Below are 15,028 nucleotides of genomic sequence, written 5' to 3'. Positions count from 1 at the left end.
CTACCTTGGTAAGTTATCGGTAACGTAGCGGCACACAGGTGGTTTGAGAAGTGGTCGCGTTAACGTATCTCAGGGGATTGGTGACATGGTCGACAGCTCGCTGGTCAAGGCGGAAGTGCTGAACTACGAACCGACGCCCTGCTACCCGGTCCTCGCCGACACGGTCGCCGTCGGCTGGGCCGAGGCGGCCGGGACGCTTCCCGCGGGCACGCGGGTGCTCGCCGTGGACGGCCCCGCGGTGCTGGACTGGGCCGCCGTCGCCGCCGGACTGCACGCGGCGTTCGACGACGGGCGTACCCGGGTGGAGATCGCGGACGTCCGGACGGCGGCGCGCGACTGGGAGACCGTGCGGCGGCTCACGGACTCCGACGAGCTGCGCGACGACCCCGACTTCGCGCGACTCGCGAGCGGCGACCTCCTCGACCTGATGGACCCGTCGGCCCTGGCGGCGCTCGCCGGCCCGGACGAGGACGGTGTGCTGCGCGTCCTGCTCGGGCCCGGCGCCGCGCTCGGGGACGCCGACGTCCTGTGGTGGGTCGACCTGCCGAAGCGTCACGCGGAGGCGGCGGTCAAGCACGGCCGGGGCCGCAACCTCGCGGCGCCCGAGGACGAGCCGCCGACCCTGCGGCGGCTGTTCTACATCGACTGGCCGCTGCTCGACCGCCATCGCGACCACATGGCGGGGCGGATCGACCGATGGATCGACGTTACCGATACCGTAAATCCGACCTCGATCCGTGGACTCGCGCTGCGCGAGACCTGCCGGTCGCTCGCCACCCGCCCCTTCCGTACCCGACCGACCTTCAACTCGACGCCGTGGGGCGGGCACTGGGGACAGGAGACGCTCGGCCACAACCCGGACGCGGAGAACACGGCTCTCGGCTACGAACTGATCGCGCCGGAGAGCGGGGTCCTGCTCGGCGAAGACGCCTCCCGGTGTGTGGAGGTGCCGTTCCAACTCGTCGTCGCGCTCTCCCCGATGGACGTGCTCGGCCCGGCCGTGTACGACATGTTCGGCACATCGTTCCCGGTCCGCTTCGACTACCTCGACACCGTCGGCGGCGGCAACCTGTCCGTCCACTGCCATCCCAGGCCCGACGACATGAGCGGTGTCTTCGGCTGGCCGTACACCCAGCACGAGAGCTACTACCTCATGCGCGCCGGCGAGGACAGCAAGGTCTTCCTCGGACTGCGCGAGGGCGCCGACGTCGAGGCGTTCCAGCAGAGCGCGCACGCCGCCGACGCGCACGGCACGCCGTTCGACATAGAGCGGTACGTGCAGGTGTTTCCCGCCGAGGCCGGGCAGTTGTACCTGGTCCCGGCCGGTACGCCGCACGGCAGCGGCGAGGGCAATGTCGTCCTGGAAGTGAGCGCCACCCCCTACCTGTACTCCCTGCGGTTCTACGACTGGCTGCGGCGGGACGCGGCGGACCGGCAGCGTGCCGTGCATGTGGAGCACGCCTTCCGCAACCTCGACCCGGCCCGGTCGGGTGCCGCGGTCGCCCGCGAACTCGTCCAGCAGCCACGGCAGTTGCACGCAGGCGACGGCTGGCACGAGGAGGTGATCGGCGCGCTGCCCGCGATGTTCTTCCAGGTGCACCGGATCGCCGTCGAGCCGGACCGCGCCGCCGAGCAGCGGACCGACGGCCGCTTCCACGTGCTGACCGTCGTCGACGGACAGGGCGCGGTCGTCACCACCGACGCCGGGCACCGGCACTCCGTAAACTATGCCGAGACTCTCGCAATCCCGGCGTCGGTCACCGCCTACCGGGTGCACAATCCAGGGCCGGAGCCGGTACGTCTGGTGAAGGCACAGGTGGTATGAGCGCACATTCGGATGCCGAACAGGCCCTCACCATGAGGGACGTGGCCGCACGGCTCGGCGTCAGCCCGATGACGGTCTCCCGCGCGCTGAGCGGCCGGCCCGGCATCGGCGAGGCCACCCGGCAGCGGGTGCTCGCCGAGGTGGCGGCCCTCGGCTACCGCCCCAACAAGCGTGCCCGAGGCCTGCGTTCGGGCAGTCCGAACGAACTCATCGGCCTGGTCGTGACCAACCTGGCGAACCCGTTCTACTCCCAGCTCGCCGTCGGCCTCGAACAGAGCTGCGTCGGCTACGGCGCACGGGTCGTGCTCGGCAGCACCGGGGAGGACCCGGCCGCCGAACGGGAGGTGGTGGCCGACCTGGTGGACCGCGGCGTGGACGGCCTGGTCGTCGTCCCGGCCGGCCACGACCACAGCCACCTCGCCGGCGAAGGACTGCGCGACCTCCCGGTGGTCCTCGCGGCCAGCCCGCCCATGGGCGTCGACGTCGACTGCGTCCTCGTCGACGACTTCGGGGGCAGCCGGGAGGCGTGCCGCCGGCTCGTCGCCCGCGGTCACCGGCGCATCGGCTTCCTCGGTCTGCCGCCGTCGCTGTGGACCGGTTCCGAGCGTTTCCGGGGCTACGCGGTGGCGTTGGAGGAGGCGGGCATCGCGCTCGACGAGCGGTACATCAGCCGGCACCGGGGCGACCGGGTGCTCGCGGAGAAGGCGGCGCGCACCATGCTCGCCCTGCCGGACCCGCCGACCGCCCTGCTGACCGCCAACAACCGGAACACGATCGGTGCGCTGCGTGCCCTACAGGACCGTGCGCAGGACGAGGCGCCGGTCGCCCTCGCCGGTTTCGACGACATCGAGCTCGCCGACATGCTGCATCTGCCGCTCACCGTCGTCTCCTATGACCCGGCCGAGATCGGGCGGGCCGCGGCGACGCTGCTGTTCGAGCGCCAGGCGAGTACCGTCCCGCAGCCGCCTCGGCGCGTGACCATCGCGACCACGCTCGTCGACTACCCGGCACCGCGGTAGGCGCCGATGACGTCGATGTCGCCGACGACGGATTCCCGACGCCCTGTGCCGCTGCCCGTCGTGCCGGTCCTCGAAGTGGGTGGCTCCCATGTCACCGCGGCGGCCGTCGACCTGGAGCGCGCCCGGATCGCCGACGGCACCAGGCGCCGCCTGCCGCTGACGTCCGGCATCGGCTCCGAGGACTTCCTCGCCGCGCTCGCCGAGACCGCGAACGGCGTGCTCTCGGCGACGGCCCTCGGCGCACGGGCGGTCGGCACCACCTGGGGCATCGCGGTACCGGGGCCGTTCGACTACGCGCGCGGCATCGCCCGCTACCAGGGCGTCGGCAAGTTCGCCTCGCTGGACGGCCTTGCCGTCGGCGGGCTCCTGACGCCCCTTCTGAGCCGCCGCCCGGACCGGCTGCGGTTCCTCAACGACGCCTCCGCCTTCGCCCTCGGTGCCTGGCACACGGACCGCACCGGGAGCCGACGCCTCGTCGCGGTCACGCTCGGTACGGGGGTCGGCTCCGCGTTCCTGGACCGGGGGACGGTCGTCGAGGACGACCCACGCGTGCCGCCCGAGGGCCGCGTCGACCTGCTCACCGTCGACGGCCGCCCGCTGGAGGACACGGTCTCCACCCGGGCGATGACCGCCCGGTACACGAACCGCACCGGCCGCCCCGTCGACGGACTACGGGAGTTGACGTCCCTCGCCGCCACCGACGCCGTCGCCCGGGACATCATCACCTCGGCCCTGCGCGCCCTCGGCGGCGCCCTCGCCCCCTGGCTGACCGCCTTCGAGGCCGACACGGTGGCCTTCGGCGGCTCCATCACGGCCGCATGGCCGTTGATAGGCCCACCCCTCGTCGCCGGCCTCACCCAGCACGACCCGCGCCTCCGACGACTCGCCCTGTCGGTGCACGAGGACGGGGAGGACAAGGCCCTGCTGGGTGCGGCGGTGTTCGCGGCGCGCGGAGCGTAGCCCGTATCCGGTTACTCAGATGTTCCGGAGTTTCTCGGATGTCCCGGAGTTTCTCTGAGATCCCGGGTTTCTCAGATGTCCCGGAAGATCTCGATCTGCGCGCCGATCGTGTTGAGACGCTCGGCGAGGTCCTCGTAACCGCGGTTGATGACATAGACGTTCCGCAGCACGGACGTGCCCTCCGCCGCCATCATCGCCAGCAGGACGACCACGGCGGGACGCAGGGCCGGCGGGCACATCATCTCGGCGGCCCGCCAGCGGGTCGGACCCTCGACCAACACCCGGTGCGGGTCGAGGAGTTGGAGGCGCCCGCCGAGGCGGTTGAGGTCGGTGAGGTAGATCGCCCGGTTGTCGTAGACCCAGTCGTGGATGAGGGTCTGGCCCTGCGCGACGGCCGCGATGGCCGCGAAGAACGGGACGTTGTCGATGTTCAGGCCCGGGAACGGCATCGGGTGGATCTTGTCGATCGGCGCCTCCAGCTTGGAGGGCCGTACGGTGAGGTCCACCAGCCGCGTACGGCCGTTGTCAGCTACGTACTCGGGGCTCCGGTCATGGTCGAGCCCCATCTCCTCCAGCACCGCGAGCTCGATCTCCAGGAACTCGATGGGCACGCGGCGCACCGTCAGTTCCGACTCCGTCACCACGGCCGCGGCCAGCAGGCTCATCGCCTCGACCGGGTCCTCGGAGGGCGAGTAGTCCACATCGACGTCGATGGTCGGCATGCCGTGCACGGTGAGCGTGGTGGTGCCGATGCCCTCGACCTTGACGCCGAGCGCCTCCAGGAAGAAACAGAGGTCCTGGACCATGTAGTTGGAGGACGCGTTGCGGATAACGGTTACGCCGTCATGCCGCGCGGCGGCCAGCAGCGCGTTTTCGGTAACCGTGTCGCCGCGTTCGGTCAGTACGATCGGCCGCTCGGGGGAGACGGAGCGGTCCACCTGGGCGTGGTACAGCCCCTCGGTGGCGGCGATGTCGAGCCCGAAGCGCCGCAGGGCGATCATGTGCGGCTCGATGGTCCGGGTCCCCAGGTCGCAACCGCCTGCGTACGGCAGCTTGAAGGCGTCCATACGGTGCAGCAGCGGACCGAGGAACATGATGATGGACCGGGTGCGGCGGGCGGCCTCGGCGTCGATGGCCTCCAGATCGAGCTCGGCCGGCGGCACGATCTCCAGGTCGACCCCGTCGTTGATCCAGCGGGTGCGGACCCCGATCGAGCCCAGCACCTCCAGCAGGCGGTACACCTCCTCGATGCGCGCCACCCGACGCAGCACTGTGCGCCCCTTGTTGAGCAGCGAGGCGCACAGCAGGGCCACGCACGCGTTCTTGCTGGTCTTCACGTCGATGGAGCCGGACAGCCGACGACCACCGACCACACGCAGGTGCATCGGCCCCGCGTAACCCAGAGACACGATTTCGCTGTCGAGCGCTTCACCGATCCGGGCAATCATCTCAAGGCTGATGTTCTGGTTGCCGCGTTCGATGCGGTTCACCGCACTCTGACTGGTGCCGAGTGCCTCGGCGAGTTGCGACTGTGTCCAGCCCCGGTGCTGCCGGGCGTCACGGATGAGCTTGCCGATGCGTACGAGGTAGTCGTCTGCCATGGGGTTGAGGCTATCTCAGATATGAGATGGCGCCTCTTAAGGGGGCCATTCGGGTGACGGGTCGTCAACGCCGCTTGGTGTTACGGGTGCGACGCCATCCGAAAGGTCCGGGCAAATCAACCGATGTCGTACGACGTCCGGTGCTGCTGTGCGTATGCCGCGGCCCGTGCTTGCCGCCGCCCGTGGTGATGGACCATGAGCGCCGATTGATGTTCAGGCGCACTCCCGGAAGGATCCGGAAGCTCTTGCGGAACGTCAGGGGCATGGGTGCCTCCCTTCCTTCCGTACCGGATACCCGGAAGGTGTGCGGGCATGGCAGATCGCCGTGGGCCGGGCATGACCATCCGGCCCCCATGTACTAGAGTTATCTCGACATCGAGATATCTACGGAGGCGTACCGCAACCGCTCGCCATCACCGGTCTGGCAGTAAGGGTTACCTAACTTAGCCTGACCTTAGCGGATAGGCCAAGACGTCGTGGCGGCAGGATGCGGTGGGAACGCGCACATCAAAGAAGGAGACTGTCGTGTCGGCGAACAGCTTCGACGCCCGCAGCACGCTGCAGGTGGGCGACGAGTCGTACGAGATCTTCCGGCTGGACAAGGTGGAAGGCTCGGCTCGCCTTCCGTACAGCCTGAAGGTGCTGCTGGAGAACCTGCTCCGGACCGAGGACGGCGCGAACATCACCGCCGACCACATCCGGGCCCTCGGCGGCTGGGACTCGCAGGCCCAGCCCAGCCAGGAGATCCAGTTCACCCCCGCCCGTGTGATCATGCAGGACTTCACCGGCGTGCCCTGTGTCGTCGACCTCGCCACCATGCGTGAGGCCGTGAAGGAGCTCGGCGGCGACCCCGCGAAGGTCAACCCGCTCTCCCCGGCCGAGCTGGTCATCGACCACTCCGTCATCGCCGACAAGTTCGGCACCAACGAAGCCTTCGCGCAGAACGTCGAGCTGGAGTACGGCCGCAACAAGGAGCGCTACCAGTTCCTGCGCTGGGGCCAGACCGCCTTCGACGACTTCAAGGTCGTCCCGCCGGGCACCGGCATCGTCCACCAGGTCAACATCGAGCACCTCGCCCGGACCGTCATGGTGCGAGGCGGCCAGGCCTACCCCGACACCCTCGTCGGCACCGACTCCCACACCACCATGGTCAACGGCCTCGGCGTCCTCGGCTGGGGCGTCGGCGGTATCGAGGCCGAGGCCGCGATGCTCGGGCAACCGGTTTCGATGCTGATCCCGCGTGTCGTGGGCTTCAAGCTCACCGGTGAGCTCACCCCCGGCACCACCGCCACCGACCTCGTGCTGACCATCACCGAGATGCTCCGCAAGCACGGCGTGGTCGGCAAGTTCGTCGAGTTCTACGGCGAGGGCGTCGCCGCCACCTCCCTCGCGAACCGCGCCACCATCGGCAACATGTCGCCGGAGTTCGGCTCCACCGCCGCGATCTTCCCGATCGACGACGAGACCATCAAGTACCTGAAGCTGACGGGCCGCGACGAGCAGCAGCTCGCCCTCGTGGAGGCGTACGCCAAGGAGCAGGGCCTCTGGCTGGACCCGAAGGCCGAGCCGGACTTCTCCGAGAGGCTCGAGCTGGACCTCTCCACCGTCGTCCCGTCGATCGCCGGCCCGAAGCGCCCGCAGGACCGCATCGTCCTCGCGAACGCCGCCGAGCAGTTCAAGGTCGACGTACGCAACTACGTCGACAGCGTGGACGAGGCGGGCCAGGAGTCCTTCCCGGCTTCCGACGCCCCGGCCGTCGCCCCGAACGGCGCCCCGTCCAACCCGGTCCAGGTCACGGCCCCCGACGGTTCGACGTACGAGATCGATCACGGTGCGGTGACGGTCGCCGCCATCACCTCCTGCACCAACACCTCCAACCCGTACGTCATGGTCGCCGCCGCGCTCGTCGCGAAGAAGGCCGTGGAGAAGGGCCTGACCCGCAAGCCGTGGGTCAAGACCACCCTCGCCCCGGGGTCGAAGGTCGTAACCGATTACTTCGACAAGGCGGGCCTGACGCCGTACCTGGACAAGGTCGGCTTCAACCTCGTCGGCTACGGCTGCACCACCTGCATCGGCAACTCCGGCCCGCTGCCGGAGGAGGTCTCCAAGGCCGTCAACGACCACGACCTCGCGGTCACCTCGGTCCTCTCCGGCAACCGGAACTTCGAGGGCCGGATCAACCCCGACGTCAAGATGAACTACCTGGCCTCCCCGCCGCTGGTCGTCGCGTACGCCCTCGCGGGTTCCATGAAGGTGGACATCACCAAGGACGCCATCGGCATCGACACCGAGGGCAACCCGGTCTTCCTCAAGGACATCTGGCCCTCCGAGGCCGAGGTCAACGACGTCGTGGCGAACGCCATCGGCGAGGACATGTTCAACAAGTCCTACCAGGACGTCTTCGCGGGCGACGCCCAGTGGCAGGCGCTGCCGATCCCGACCGGCAACACCTTCGAGTGGGACCCGCAGTCCACCTACGTCCGCAAGCCCCCGTACTTCGAGGGCATGACGATGGAGACCACCCCCGTCTCCGACATCGCCGGCGCGCGCGTGCTGGCGAAGCTGGGCGACTCGGTCACCACCGACCACATCTCCCCGGCCGGTGCCATCAAGGCCGACACCCCGGCCGGCAAGTACCTCACCGGGCACGGCGTCGAGCGCCGCGACTTCAACTCCTACGGTTCCCGCCGCGGCAACCACGAGGTCATGATCCGCGGCACGTTCGCCAACATCCGTCTGCGCAACCAGATCGCGCCGGGGACGGAAGGCGGTTACACCCGCGACTTCACCGTCGAGGGCGCGCCGGTCTCCTTCATCTACGACGCCTCGCAGAACTACCAGGCCGCCGGCATCCCGCTGGTCATCCTGGCGGGCAAGGAGTACGGCTCCGGCTCGTCCCGTGACTGGGCCGCCAAGGGCACCGCGCTCCTCGGCGTCAAGGCCGTCATCGCCGAGTCGTACGAGCGCATCCACCGCTCGAACCTCATCGGCATGGGCGTGCTCCCGCTCCAGTTCCCGGGGGGTGCCTCGGCCGAGTCCCTCGGCCTGACCGGCGAGGAGACCTTCTCCTTCACCGGCGTCGAGGAGCTCAACAACGGCACCACGCCGCGCACGGTCAAGGTCACCACCGACACGGGCGTCGAGTTCGACGCGGTCGTCCGCATCGACACCCCCGGTGAGGCCGACTACTACCGCAACGGCGGCATCATGCAGTACGTGCTGCGCCAACTTGTCGCTTCTTGACCTGACGTGAACGAGTGCCCTGCCCCTGCATCTCGCGGGGAGCGGGGCACTCGGGCTCGACGGGGCGGAAGACGCGCCTGCGACCGTGATCGAACGCGATCTGTTCCCGGACTCAGCAGCAGGAGCGGGCCGTTGCGGGCGCCTGGGCAAGGATCGGGGCGTGGCTGAGGGAGCACGCTCCACGTTCCTGTCGTTTGCTTCCTCCGCCCGCCCCGGAGGCCGACATCCATGAGGTCGAGCAGGAACTCGACCTCACCGTCCCACCGGGCCTCAAGGCCTTCCACCGCCTCCGCAACAGCACCGGTCACCCCGCGGACTTCGGCTGGACACCCGAACCCGAGACCGGGCTCCCCCCCCCGCAAGGACAGGGGACGGCCTGGCTGTTGCCGATGAAGCACGCGACCCCCCGGTGCAGCACCTGCCGACCTGGGACGAGGGCCCCACACCATCGGTCGGCCCGCCGACCCCGCGACGCGGTACCTGGCCTTCGCCGCGACCGACCGCAGCGGCCTGTACGGGCTGTTCGCCGACTACCTCATCGAAGTCGCCGACGCCCTGCACGAGACCCGCGGTGTGGAGTACGCGGACGGACGCCAGGACACGACAGCGCCCGGTCTCGTCGATCAGGCACTGATATGGGACGGCCCCGTGTATCCGATGGACCCGGACTGGACGCGCCCTTGCCCTCCAGCGACGTACTCGACCTGCTGAGTACGCGCGAATGCGAGGTGCTGAGCCACCTCGCAGAAGGACACACCCACTCCTCCTGCGCATGTGGACGTGCGGGAGGAACACGCCGACCACCTTGTGCTCCGTTTCGCACCAAGCAGCGTGCGGTGGCCCGCCCCTCTCAGGGGCGGGCCACCGCACACTGCCGGCTCCGGGACAGGTCGCGGGAGCGGTGCCCGCAGGTCGCCCGGGGAACGGCCTCCGGCTCAATCGGTCTTGACGGGGGTCAGGGTGAATCCGTCGTTGGGCTTGCCTGCGAGGAACTGGGCCAGCCCACCGCTGAGCGCGTACGTCGTCCCGTCCGGTCCCACGGTGACGTCGCTGGTGATGGGGTCGTTGACCGAGTCGGTGACGCTCACCGCGGCTTCCTTCCAGCCGTCGCGGGGCTTCACATGCTGGATCGTGGCGGGCTTGCCGGTCAGCAGACCGCTGCTGACCACACTGATGGAGCCGTCCTTAAGGAGCTCCATGCCGGCCGGAGGGGAGGCCAGCGAGGTGGAGAGCTTCACCTTCTGCGCCTTTTCGGGGTTGTCGACGGGCACCCGTACCAGGGAGCCGTCGGCCATGGAGATGATCAGCTGGTTTCCCTCCACCCACTCGACCGCTGTCATACCGACATCGTCAAGGAAGTCGGGAATGTCGAGCTTGCCCTGGAGCAGGTCGTTCTGAAGGAAGATCGAGCCGCGGCCGTTTCTGTCGACGCTGAACACCGTCGCGGTCAGCTCGTCGACGGCGTACGTGGTGCCGTCGGGCGCCACCGCGACGTCGGAGATCAGGTGCTTCTTGCCGTCGTTGGCGACCGCGGTCAGATCGACGCACCAGTGCTGCTTCCCGCTGGCGAGGTCGTAGCTGCCCACACCGGCGACCTTGAAGGGGTTGTCCTTGTGGGAACGGTCGGCAATGCCGTAGTCCGTATTGCTGACCAGGATGCGGTCCCGCTCGCGGTCGATGTTGACGGCCTGCGCCGACACCAGTGCCGGGTCGTCGATGTGGGTGCGCACCCTTCCGTCCCGACCGAAGGCGAAGACCTTGCCTTGCTTCAGCGAGGTGGCGAAGAACGTCTTCGACTGCGGGTCGTAGTCCAGGGAGTGCGGGAACACGTTCGCGCCATCGGCCTTGATGACGTCGGGCGTCTTCTGCTTGCTCTGCTGTGTCTGGGTCTGTGTCTGGGTCTGTGTCTGGGCCTGCTCGGATCCGGATCCGGATCCGGCAGAGGAATCGGAACTGCTCGCGGCCAACGCCGTCCCGGTGGCCGCGGCAGCGACAAGTGCCGCGCCCGCAAGGGCAAACCTCAGCTTCGTCTTCATCATTGTCCTTGCTCCTCGGGTGAGTTGGGGTCGGTGTGTACTGCGGTGAGCTGTATGGGGGTCACTTGGTGATGTCGCGTCCGAGCAGGGCGGCCAGCCGGTCGATCGCGGGGGCGTCTTCCGGAGCGGTCCGGGACGGCGCGAACGGAGCGCCCGGCCCGGAGGGCAGCTGTGCGACGAGGCCGCGGGCGAACTCGGTCTCCCGCTCGACCGTGGCGTCGTCGAACAGGGCTTTCTGGCCGATGGCCCGGGCCAGGTCCCAGCCGTGCACCAGTTGGTCGATGGTCTGAAGATGCAGCGCCACAGCGCCGGGCACCTCACCGATCGGGGCCTGCACCGTGCGCTCCAGTGCTCCTGGCGCCTCGAAGGCGGTCACCAGGGCGGCGGCCGACGTCCGGAACTTCTTCTTGAGCGCTTCTGGAGCGGGGTCGGCATCGAGCGCGGGCAGGGGCGGCTCCGCCCCCATCACGAGGGCGAACGTGTGCTGTCCCGCCGCCAGATGGTCGACAAGCTGCTGGACATCCCAGTCGGTGCAGGGCGTGGGCGCGCTCCACTGCTCCTTCTCCACGGCCTCGACCAGGTGGGCAACGGTGTCGATGACCTCGGCGAAAGCCGTGACAGGTGTAGTGGACATGGGGAACCTCCAGTTGGCGTGAAAGAGAAGAAAAGAGAAGAAAAGAGGGGTGGCAGCGTCATCGGCGGCGGGAAGGCGCGCGTGACGGGGCCCCCGCGGCACTCCCTGCCGGCCTCGGGCCGGGAGCTGCCGGGTGACGTTCAGGCGTGACGCTCTGAGCGGACTGTGGTCTTGCGGCGGCCGGACGGCCGAGTCAGGAATGCACGGGAGGATCGACGCGTGCGGGGGTGCCGACGGCGGGGTGGGCGGTTGCCGGCCTGTCCGCAGCGGGCTGGAGGGTCTGGTTGAGCAGCTGAAGCGCCGCCTGCGCGGCGGAGCCGGGCGCCGCCGTCGTCACCACTACCCGGATCCCCTGTCCCCGGGGCACCGGCAGCGAGTGCTGCAGCACGTCCAGCTCCCCGACCATCGGATGGTGCATCCGGTACTCGGCCGTGTCCCAGGCGCGCACCCGGTGCTCGGCCCACAGCTTGGCGAACTCCGGGCTGCGCATGGTCAACTCGCCGATGAGGGAGGCCAGCTGCCGGTCGTCCGGATACTCGCCGACTGCCTGCCGGAGCTTGCCCACCACGTCCCGTGCCTTCCTGGGCCAGTCCACGTACAGGTCCCGGGTGTGGGCGTCCAGGAATACCAGCTGGGCCGTGTTGGGCCGCGTGGCCGCTTGATCCGGGCTGTCCGGGGCCAAGTGCCCGGCGAACAACGCATGCCCGGCGCGGTTCCACGTCAGGATGTCCGAGCGTCGGCCGATGACGACCACGGGTGAGTCCCCGAAAGCATCCACCAGTTGGCGCACCGCTGCGGTGACCCGCTCGGCGGGGAGCCGGCGGCGGCTCTTCCAGGCATCACCGGACAAGGTGTGCAGGTGGCGCCGCTCCGCGTTGTCCAGCCGCAGAGCGGTGGCCAGCGCGTCGAGGACCTGGGGCGAGGCGTTGAGCGACAGACCCTGTTCCAGCCGGATGTAGTAGGCCACGCTGACACCGGCCAGCTGGGCCAGTTCCTCACGCCGCAGCCCCGGCACCCGCCGCCGGTCGCCGTAGTCCGGCAGCCCCACGTCTGCCGGCTTCAACTGCGCCCGGCGAGTGGACAGGAACTCACCGAGGAGGGACTTGCCGTGCGTTGTCTCGTCCATGCGACCGAGTATGGCCAGGCTCTCCACATCTAGCCTGCTCCTGGGAGTAGCAGACACGACGTCGCGGGCACGCGCCCGGCGCCCAGACCGGGCATGCCCTCCTGCTCGAACCGCCGCCGCCAGCTGTGCAGGGTCTGGCGCGAGGTGCCGTACCGGGCCTCGACCTCACCGATCGGAGACCCGCCGAGCACTTCGCGGACATCCCGGTAGCGGTACTCGGCCAACTGCTGTACATCCACGACTCCGACGGAAGCACCCCTGCCGCACCGGCCTTTTGAGGACATCGCCCCGTCTCAGGTGGAACACAGGCTTCCCCCAGCGAACCGGGACAGGATCGCTACATGTCTGGCACCTCTGGGCTGCGCACCGGCCGTATCCGCGTCCTCATCGTCGACGACGAGCCCGGTCTCACCGAACTGCTCGCCGTCGCCGTCACCGAGGCGGGCTGGCGACCCTACCCCGCCCTGGACGGGGAGAGCGCGCTGCGGATCGCCCGCGGCTGCGCCCCGCATGCCGTCGTGCTCGACGGCATGCTGCCCGACCTGGACGGCCTCCAGGTGCTGCGCAGGCTGCGCTACGAGAAACCGGAGCTGCCCGTCCTGATGCTCACCGCCCGGGACGCCCTGGAGCACCGCATCGACGGGCTGTCGGCCGGCGCGGACGACTATGTGACCAAGCCGTTCTCCCTGGAGGAGGTGGTGCTGCGGCTGCGCGGGCTGCTGCGCCGCGCCGGGGCCGAGCGGCGGCCGGCCGACGACTGTGCGCGGGTCCTCGGCGATCTCGTGCTGACGACGCAGAGCCGCGAGGTGCATCGCGCCGGCACCCCGATCGAGCTCACCGCCAAGGAGTTCGACCTGCTCAGCCTGTTTCTGAACCATCCGCGCCAGGTACTGAGCAAGGCCCAGATCCTCGACCACGTCTGGAGCAGCTCCTTCGACGGCGGCGGCAACCTCGTCGAGGTCTACATCTCCAACCTGCGCCGCAAGCTCGACAAGGGGCGGGCGCCGATGATCCACACCGTGCGCGGCGTGGGATACGCCATCAGACCGGGGGAGGAGGGCAGATGACCGTCCGTTACCGCATGGCACTGCGCACCCACTCGATGCGCACCCGCCTCCTCGTCTTCATCAGCGCCACCCTCGTCGCCGTGTGCGCTGCGATGGCCCTCACAACCGTTTTCGTCCAACGCACCTATCTGCTGGGCAACCTGGACGACCGCGTCACCGACGCCGTCGAACGCAGCCTGGGCGGCGCCTCGCTCCATCCGGACCTGGAGCGGGATCTGACGTTCCTCCGCGAGAGCGGCCATCCGACCGGGATGCTCGCCGCGCGGCTCGACGACAGCGGCGGAATCGTCTCCGCGGAGGTCGTCGGCCAGGACACCGAGCCGAAACCGCTTACGACGGCCCAGCGCGAGGCCATGGCGGGCATCCGGACCGACGGCTCCAAGCACACAAGAACCGTTCCCGGCCTGGGCACCTACCGGATCACCGCCGTCGACTCCAGCGGAGTGCGCGTCCTGATCGGCCTCCCCATGGACGACGTACAGGACATGATCAGCGGCATGGTCATGGTCGAGGCGGCCGTCGCGGCCGCCGGTCTCACGATCGCGGGCTGCGTCAGCGCGGTGGTCATACGACGCCAGCTACGCCCGCTCGGCCGGGTCGCCGCCACCGCGGTCGAGGTCTCACGGGCCCCACTGGACCGCGGCGAGGTGACCGGGCTGACCCGTGTCCCCCCTGCCGACACCGACCCCGGCAGCGAGGCCGGCCAGGTCGGCGCCGCGCTCAACCGCATGATCGACCACGTGGAGTCCTCGCTCTCGGAACGCCAGCGCAGCGAGGAGCGCATGCGCCGCTTCCTGGCCGACGCCAGCCATGAACTCCGTACACCTCTGGCGTCGATCGCCGGCTACGCGGAACTGATGAACCGCGGCACGGACCGGATCGAGCCGGTGCTGGCCTGGCGCCGCGTCTCCGCGGAGTCGGCCCGCATGACCGGGCTGGTCGAGGACCTGTTGCTGCTGGCCCGGCTGGACGAGGGCCGGCCGCTGCAGTCCGCCGAAGTGGACGTCGCGGCACTGGTCGCCGAGACGGTCTGGGACGCGCGGGCCGCGGGCGGCGGCCACGAATGGCAGCTGGAACTCCGCCTGGACACAACTCCGCTGGTCCTGGGCGACGAGGCCCGACTCCACCAGGTGGTGGCCAACCTGCTGGCCAACGCCCGGGTCCACACACCCGTGGGTACGAGGGTCGTCGCGACGGTGGAGACCGGGGCCGCCGAGTGCGTCGTACGCATCCACGACGACGGTCCGGGCATCCCGCCCGACCTCCTCCCGACCGTCTTCGAACGCTTCACCCGCGCCGACGCCTCCCGCGCCCGCTCCGGGGCCACGGGCGGCGGGTCGGGGCTCGGGCTGGCCATCGTGGCGGCGATCACCGCGGCGCACGGCGGGAGCATCGACGTACGGAGCGAGCCGGGGCACACGGAGTTCACGGTGACGCTGCCGACTCTGCGGAGCGAGGCGCCGGCACCACGCGTGGACGCGGTCGCGGAGCCGACCAGGGCCTTCGTGCGGTGAGCC

General features: G+C 69.6%; 12 protein-coding genes. 6 read left to right on the top strand and 6 right to left on the bottom strand.

What is annotated here, in order from left to right:
- Positions 1-85 precede the first annotated feature (85 nt).
- From ACIHFB_RS19620 to ACIHFB_RS19610, 3 genes are read left to right on the top strand one after another with little or no spacing between them, the layout of a single operon-like run.
- On the top strand, positions 86-1,825 hold the full coding sequence (locus ACIHFB_RS19620) for a class I mannose-6-phosphate isomerase (protein ID WP_400127458.1): 1,740 nt from the start codon (positions 86-88) through the stop codon (positions 1,823-1,825).
- A complete protein-coding gene (locus ACIHFB_RS19615; RefSeq protein ID WP_365275026.1) occupies positions 1,822-2,844 on the top strand; it encodes a LacI family DNA-binding transcriptional regulator in 1,023 nt (340 codons plus the stop codon). Before ACIHFB_RS19620 ends, ACIHFB_RS19615 begins: the two co-directional genes overlap by 4 nt.
- A 45-nt stretch (positions 2,845-2,889) precedes the next feature.
- Positions 2,890-3,804, top strand: coding sequence for an ROK family protein (locus tag ACIHFB_RS19610; RefSeq protein WP_400127457.1), 915 nt, complete (start codon positions 2,890-2,892; stop codon positions 3,802-3,804).
- A gap of 71 nt (positions 3,805-3,875) precedes the next feature.
- Here ACIHFB_RS19610 and ACIHFB_RS19605 read toward each other — a convergent pair whose 3' ends face one another.
- Together ACIHFB_RS19605 and ACIHFB_RS19600 are read right to left on the bottom strand one after the other, a co-directional pair.
- Positions 3,876-5,405, bottom strand: coding sequence for a UDP-N-acetylglucosamine 1-carboxyvinyltransferase (locus tag ACIHFB_RS19605; protein WP_365275020.1), 1,530 nt, complete (start codon positions 5,403-5,405; stop codon positions 3,876-3,878).
- A 64-nt stretch (positions 5,406-5,469) separates the two neighbouring features.
- Positions 5,470-5,670, bottom strand: a complete 201-nt coding sequence (locus tag ACIHFB_RS19600) for a DUF4236 domain-containing protein (RefSeq protein ID WP_365275017.1) — start codon at positions 5,668-5,670, stop codon at positions 5,470-5,472.
- 260 nt (positions 5,671-5,930) lie between these two features.
- Here ACIHFB_RS19600 and acnA point away from each other — a divergent pair, with 260 nt between their 5' ends.
- The gene (gene acnA, locus ACIHFB_RS19595; RefSeq protein WP_400127456.1) at positions 5,931-8,648 is read left to right on the top strand and encodes an aconitate hydratase AcnA; all 2,718 of its coding nucleotides are present in this window, start codon (positions 5,931-5,933) and stop codon (positions 8,646-8,648) included.
- Positions 8,649-9,583: 935 nt separating this feature from the next.
- On the opposite strand, the gene ACIHFB_RS19590 is transcribed toward acnA, so the two are convergent.
- The 4 genes from ACIHFB_RS19590 to ACIHFB_RS19575 form a co-directional block, all read right to left on the bottom strand.
- Positions 9,584-10,687 carry a hypothetical protein gene (locus ACIHFB_RS19590; RefSeq protein ID WP_400127455.1) on the bottom strand — a complete coding sequence of 368 codons (1,104 nt, stop codon included), beginning with the start codon at positions 10,685-10,687 and terminating at the stop codon, positions 9,584-9,586.
- 58 nt (positions 10,688-10,745) lie between these two features.
- On the bottom strand, positions 10,746-11,318 hold the full coding sequence (locus tag ACIHFB_RS19585) for a TIGR03086 family metal-binding protein (RefSeq protein ID WP_365275005.1): 573 nt from the start codon (positions 11,316-11,318) through the stop codon (positions 10,746-10,748).
- A gap of 193 nt (positions 11,319-11,511) precedes the next feature.
- On the bottom strand, positions 11,512-12,444 hold the full coding sequence (locus ACIHFB_RS19580) for a helix-turn-helix transcriptional regulator (protein WP_365275002.1): 933 nt from the start codon (positions 12,442-12,444) through the stop codon (positions 11,512-11,514).
- A 29-nt stretch (positions 12,445-12,473) separates the two neighbouring features.
- Positions 12,474-12,683, bottom strand: a complete 210-nt coding sequence (locus ACIHFB_RS19575) for a helix-turn-helix domain-containing protein (RefSeq protein WP_400127454.1) — start codon at positions 12,681-12,683, stop codon at positions 12,474-12,476.
- Between the two features lie 102 nt (positions 12,684-12,785).
- Between ACIHFB_RS19575 and ACIHFB_RS19570 the strand changes: the two genes are divergently transcribed.
- Together ACIHFB_RS19570 and ACIHFB_RS19565 are read left to right on the top strand one after the other, a co-directional pair.
- Positions 12,786-13,511, top strand: coding sequence for a response regulator transcription factor (locus tag ACIHFB_RS19570; protein WP_400127453.1), 726 nt, complete (start codon positions 12,786-12,788; stop codon positions 13,509-13,511).
- Positions 13,508-15,025, top strand: a complete 1,518-nt coding sequence (locus tag ACIHFB_RS19565) for a sensor histidine kinase (protein ID WP_400127452.1) — start codon at positions 13,508-13,510, stop codon at positions 15,023-15,025. The genes ACIHFB_RS19570 and ACIHFB_RS19565 overlap by 4 nt, the downstream gene beginning before the upstream one ends.
- Positions 15,026-15,028 lie beyond the last annotated feature (3 nt).

Origin of the sequence: Streptomyces sp. NPDC051963 (assembly GCF_044593495.1) — a bacterium.
GTDB lineage: Bacteria > Actinomycetota > Actinomycetes > Streptomycetales > Streptomycetaceae > Streptomyces.
This window is presented reverse-complemented; position numbering and strand designations above follow the sequence as displayed.

Bases quoted from the DNA above. Each gene is read 5' to 3' on its own strand.
- ACIHFB_RS19565 (WP_400127452.1), top strand. From the start codon at position 13,508: ATGACCGTCCGTTACCGCATGGCACTGCGCACCCACTCGATGCGCACC.
- ACIHFB_RS19580 (WP_365275002.1), bottom strand. From the start codon at position 12,444: ATGGACGAGACAACGCACGGCAAGTCCCTCCTCGGTGAGTTCCTGTCC.
- ACIHFB_RS19615 (WP_365275026.1), top strand. From the start codon at position 1,822: ATGAGCGCACATTCGGATGCCGAACAGGCCCTCACCATGAGGGACGTG.
- ACIHFB_RS19605 (WP_365275020.1), bottom strand. From the start codon at position 5,405: ATGGCAGACGACTACCTCGTACGCATCGGCAAGCTCATCCGTGACGCC.
- ACIHFB_RS19570 (WP_400127453.1), top strand. From the start codon at position 12,786: ATGTCTGGCACCTCTGGGCTGCGCACCGGCCGTATCCGCGTCCTCATC.
- ACIHFB_RS19600 (WP_365275017.1), bottom strand. From the start codon at position 5,670: ATGCCCCTGACGTTCCGCAAGAGCTTCCGGATCCTTCCGGGAGTGCGC.
- ACIHFB_RS19585 (WP_365275005.1), bottom strand. From the start codon at position 11,318: ATGTCCACTACACCTGTCACGGCTTTCGCCGAGGTCATCGACACCGTT.
- ACIHFB_RS19590 (WP_400127455.1), bottom strand. From the start codon at position 10,687: ATGATGAAGACGAAGCTGAGGTTTGCCCTTGCGGGCGCGGCACTTGTC.
- ACIHFB_RS19620 (WP_400127458.1), top strand. From the start codon at position 86: ATGGTCGACAGCTCGCTGGTCAAGGCGGAAGTGCTGAACTACGAACCG.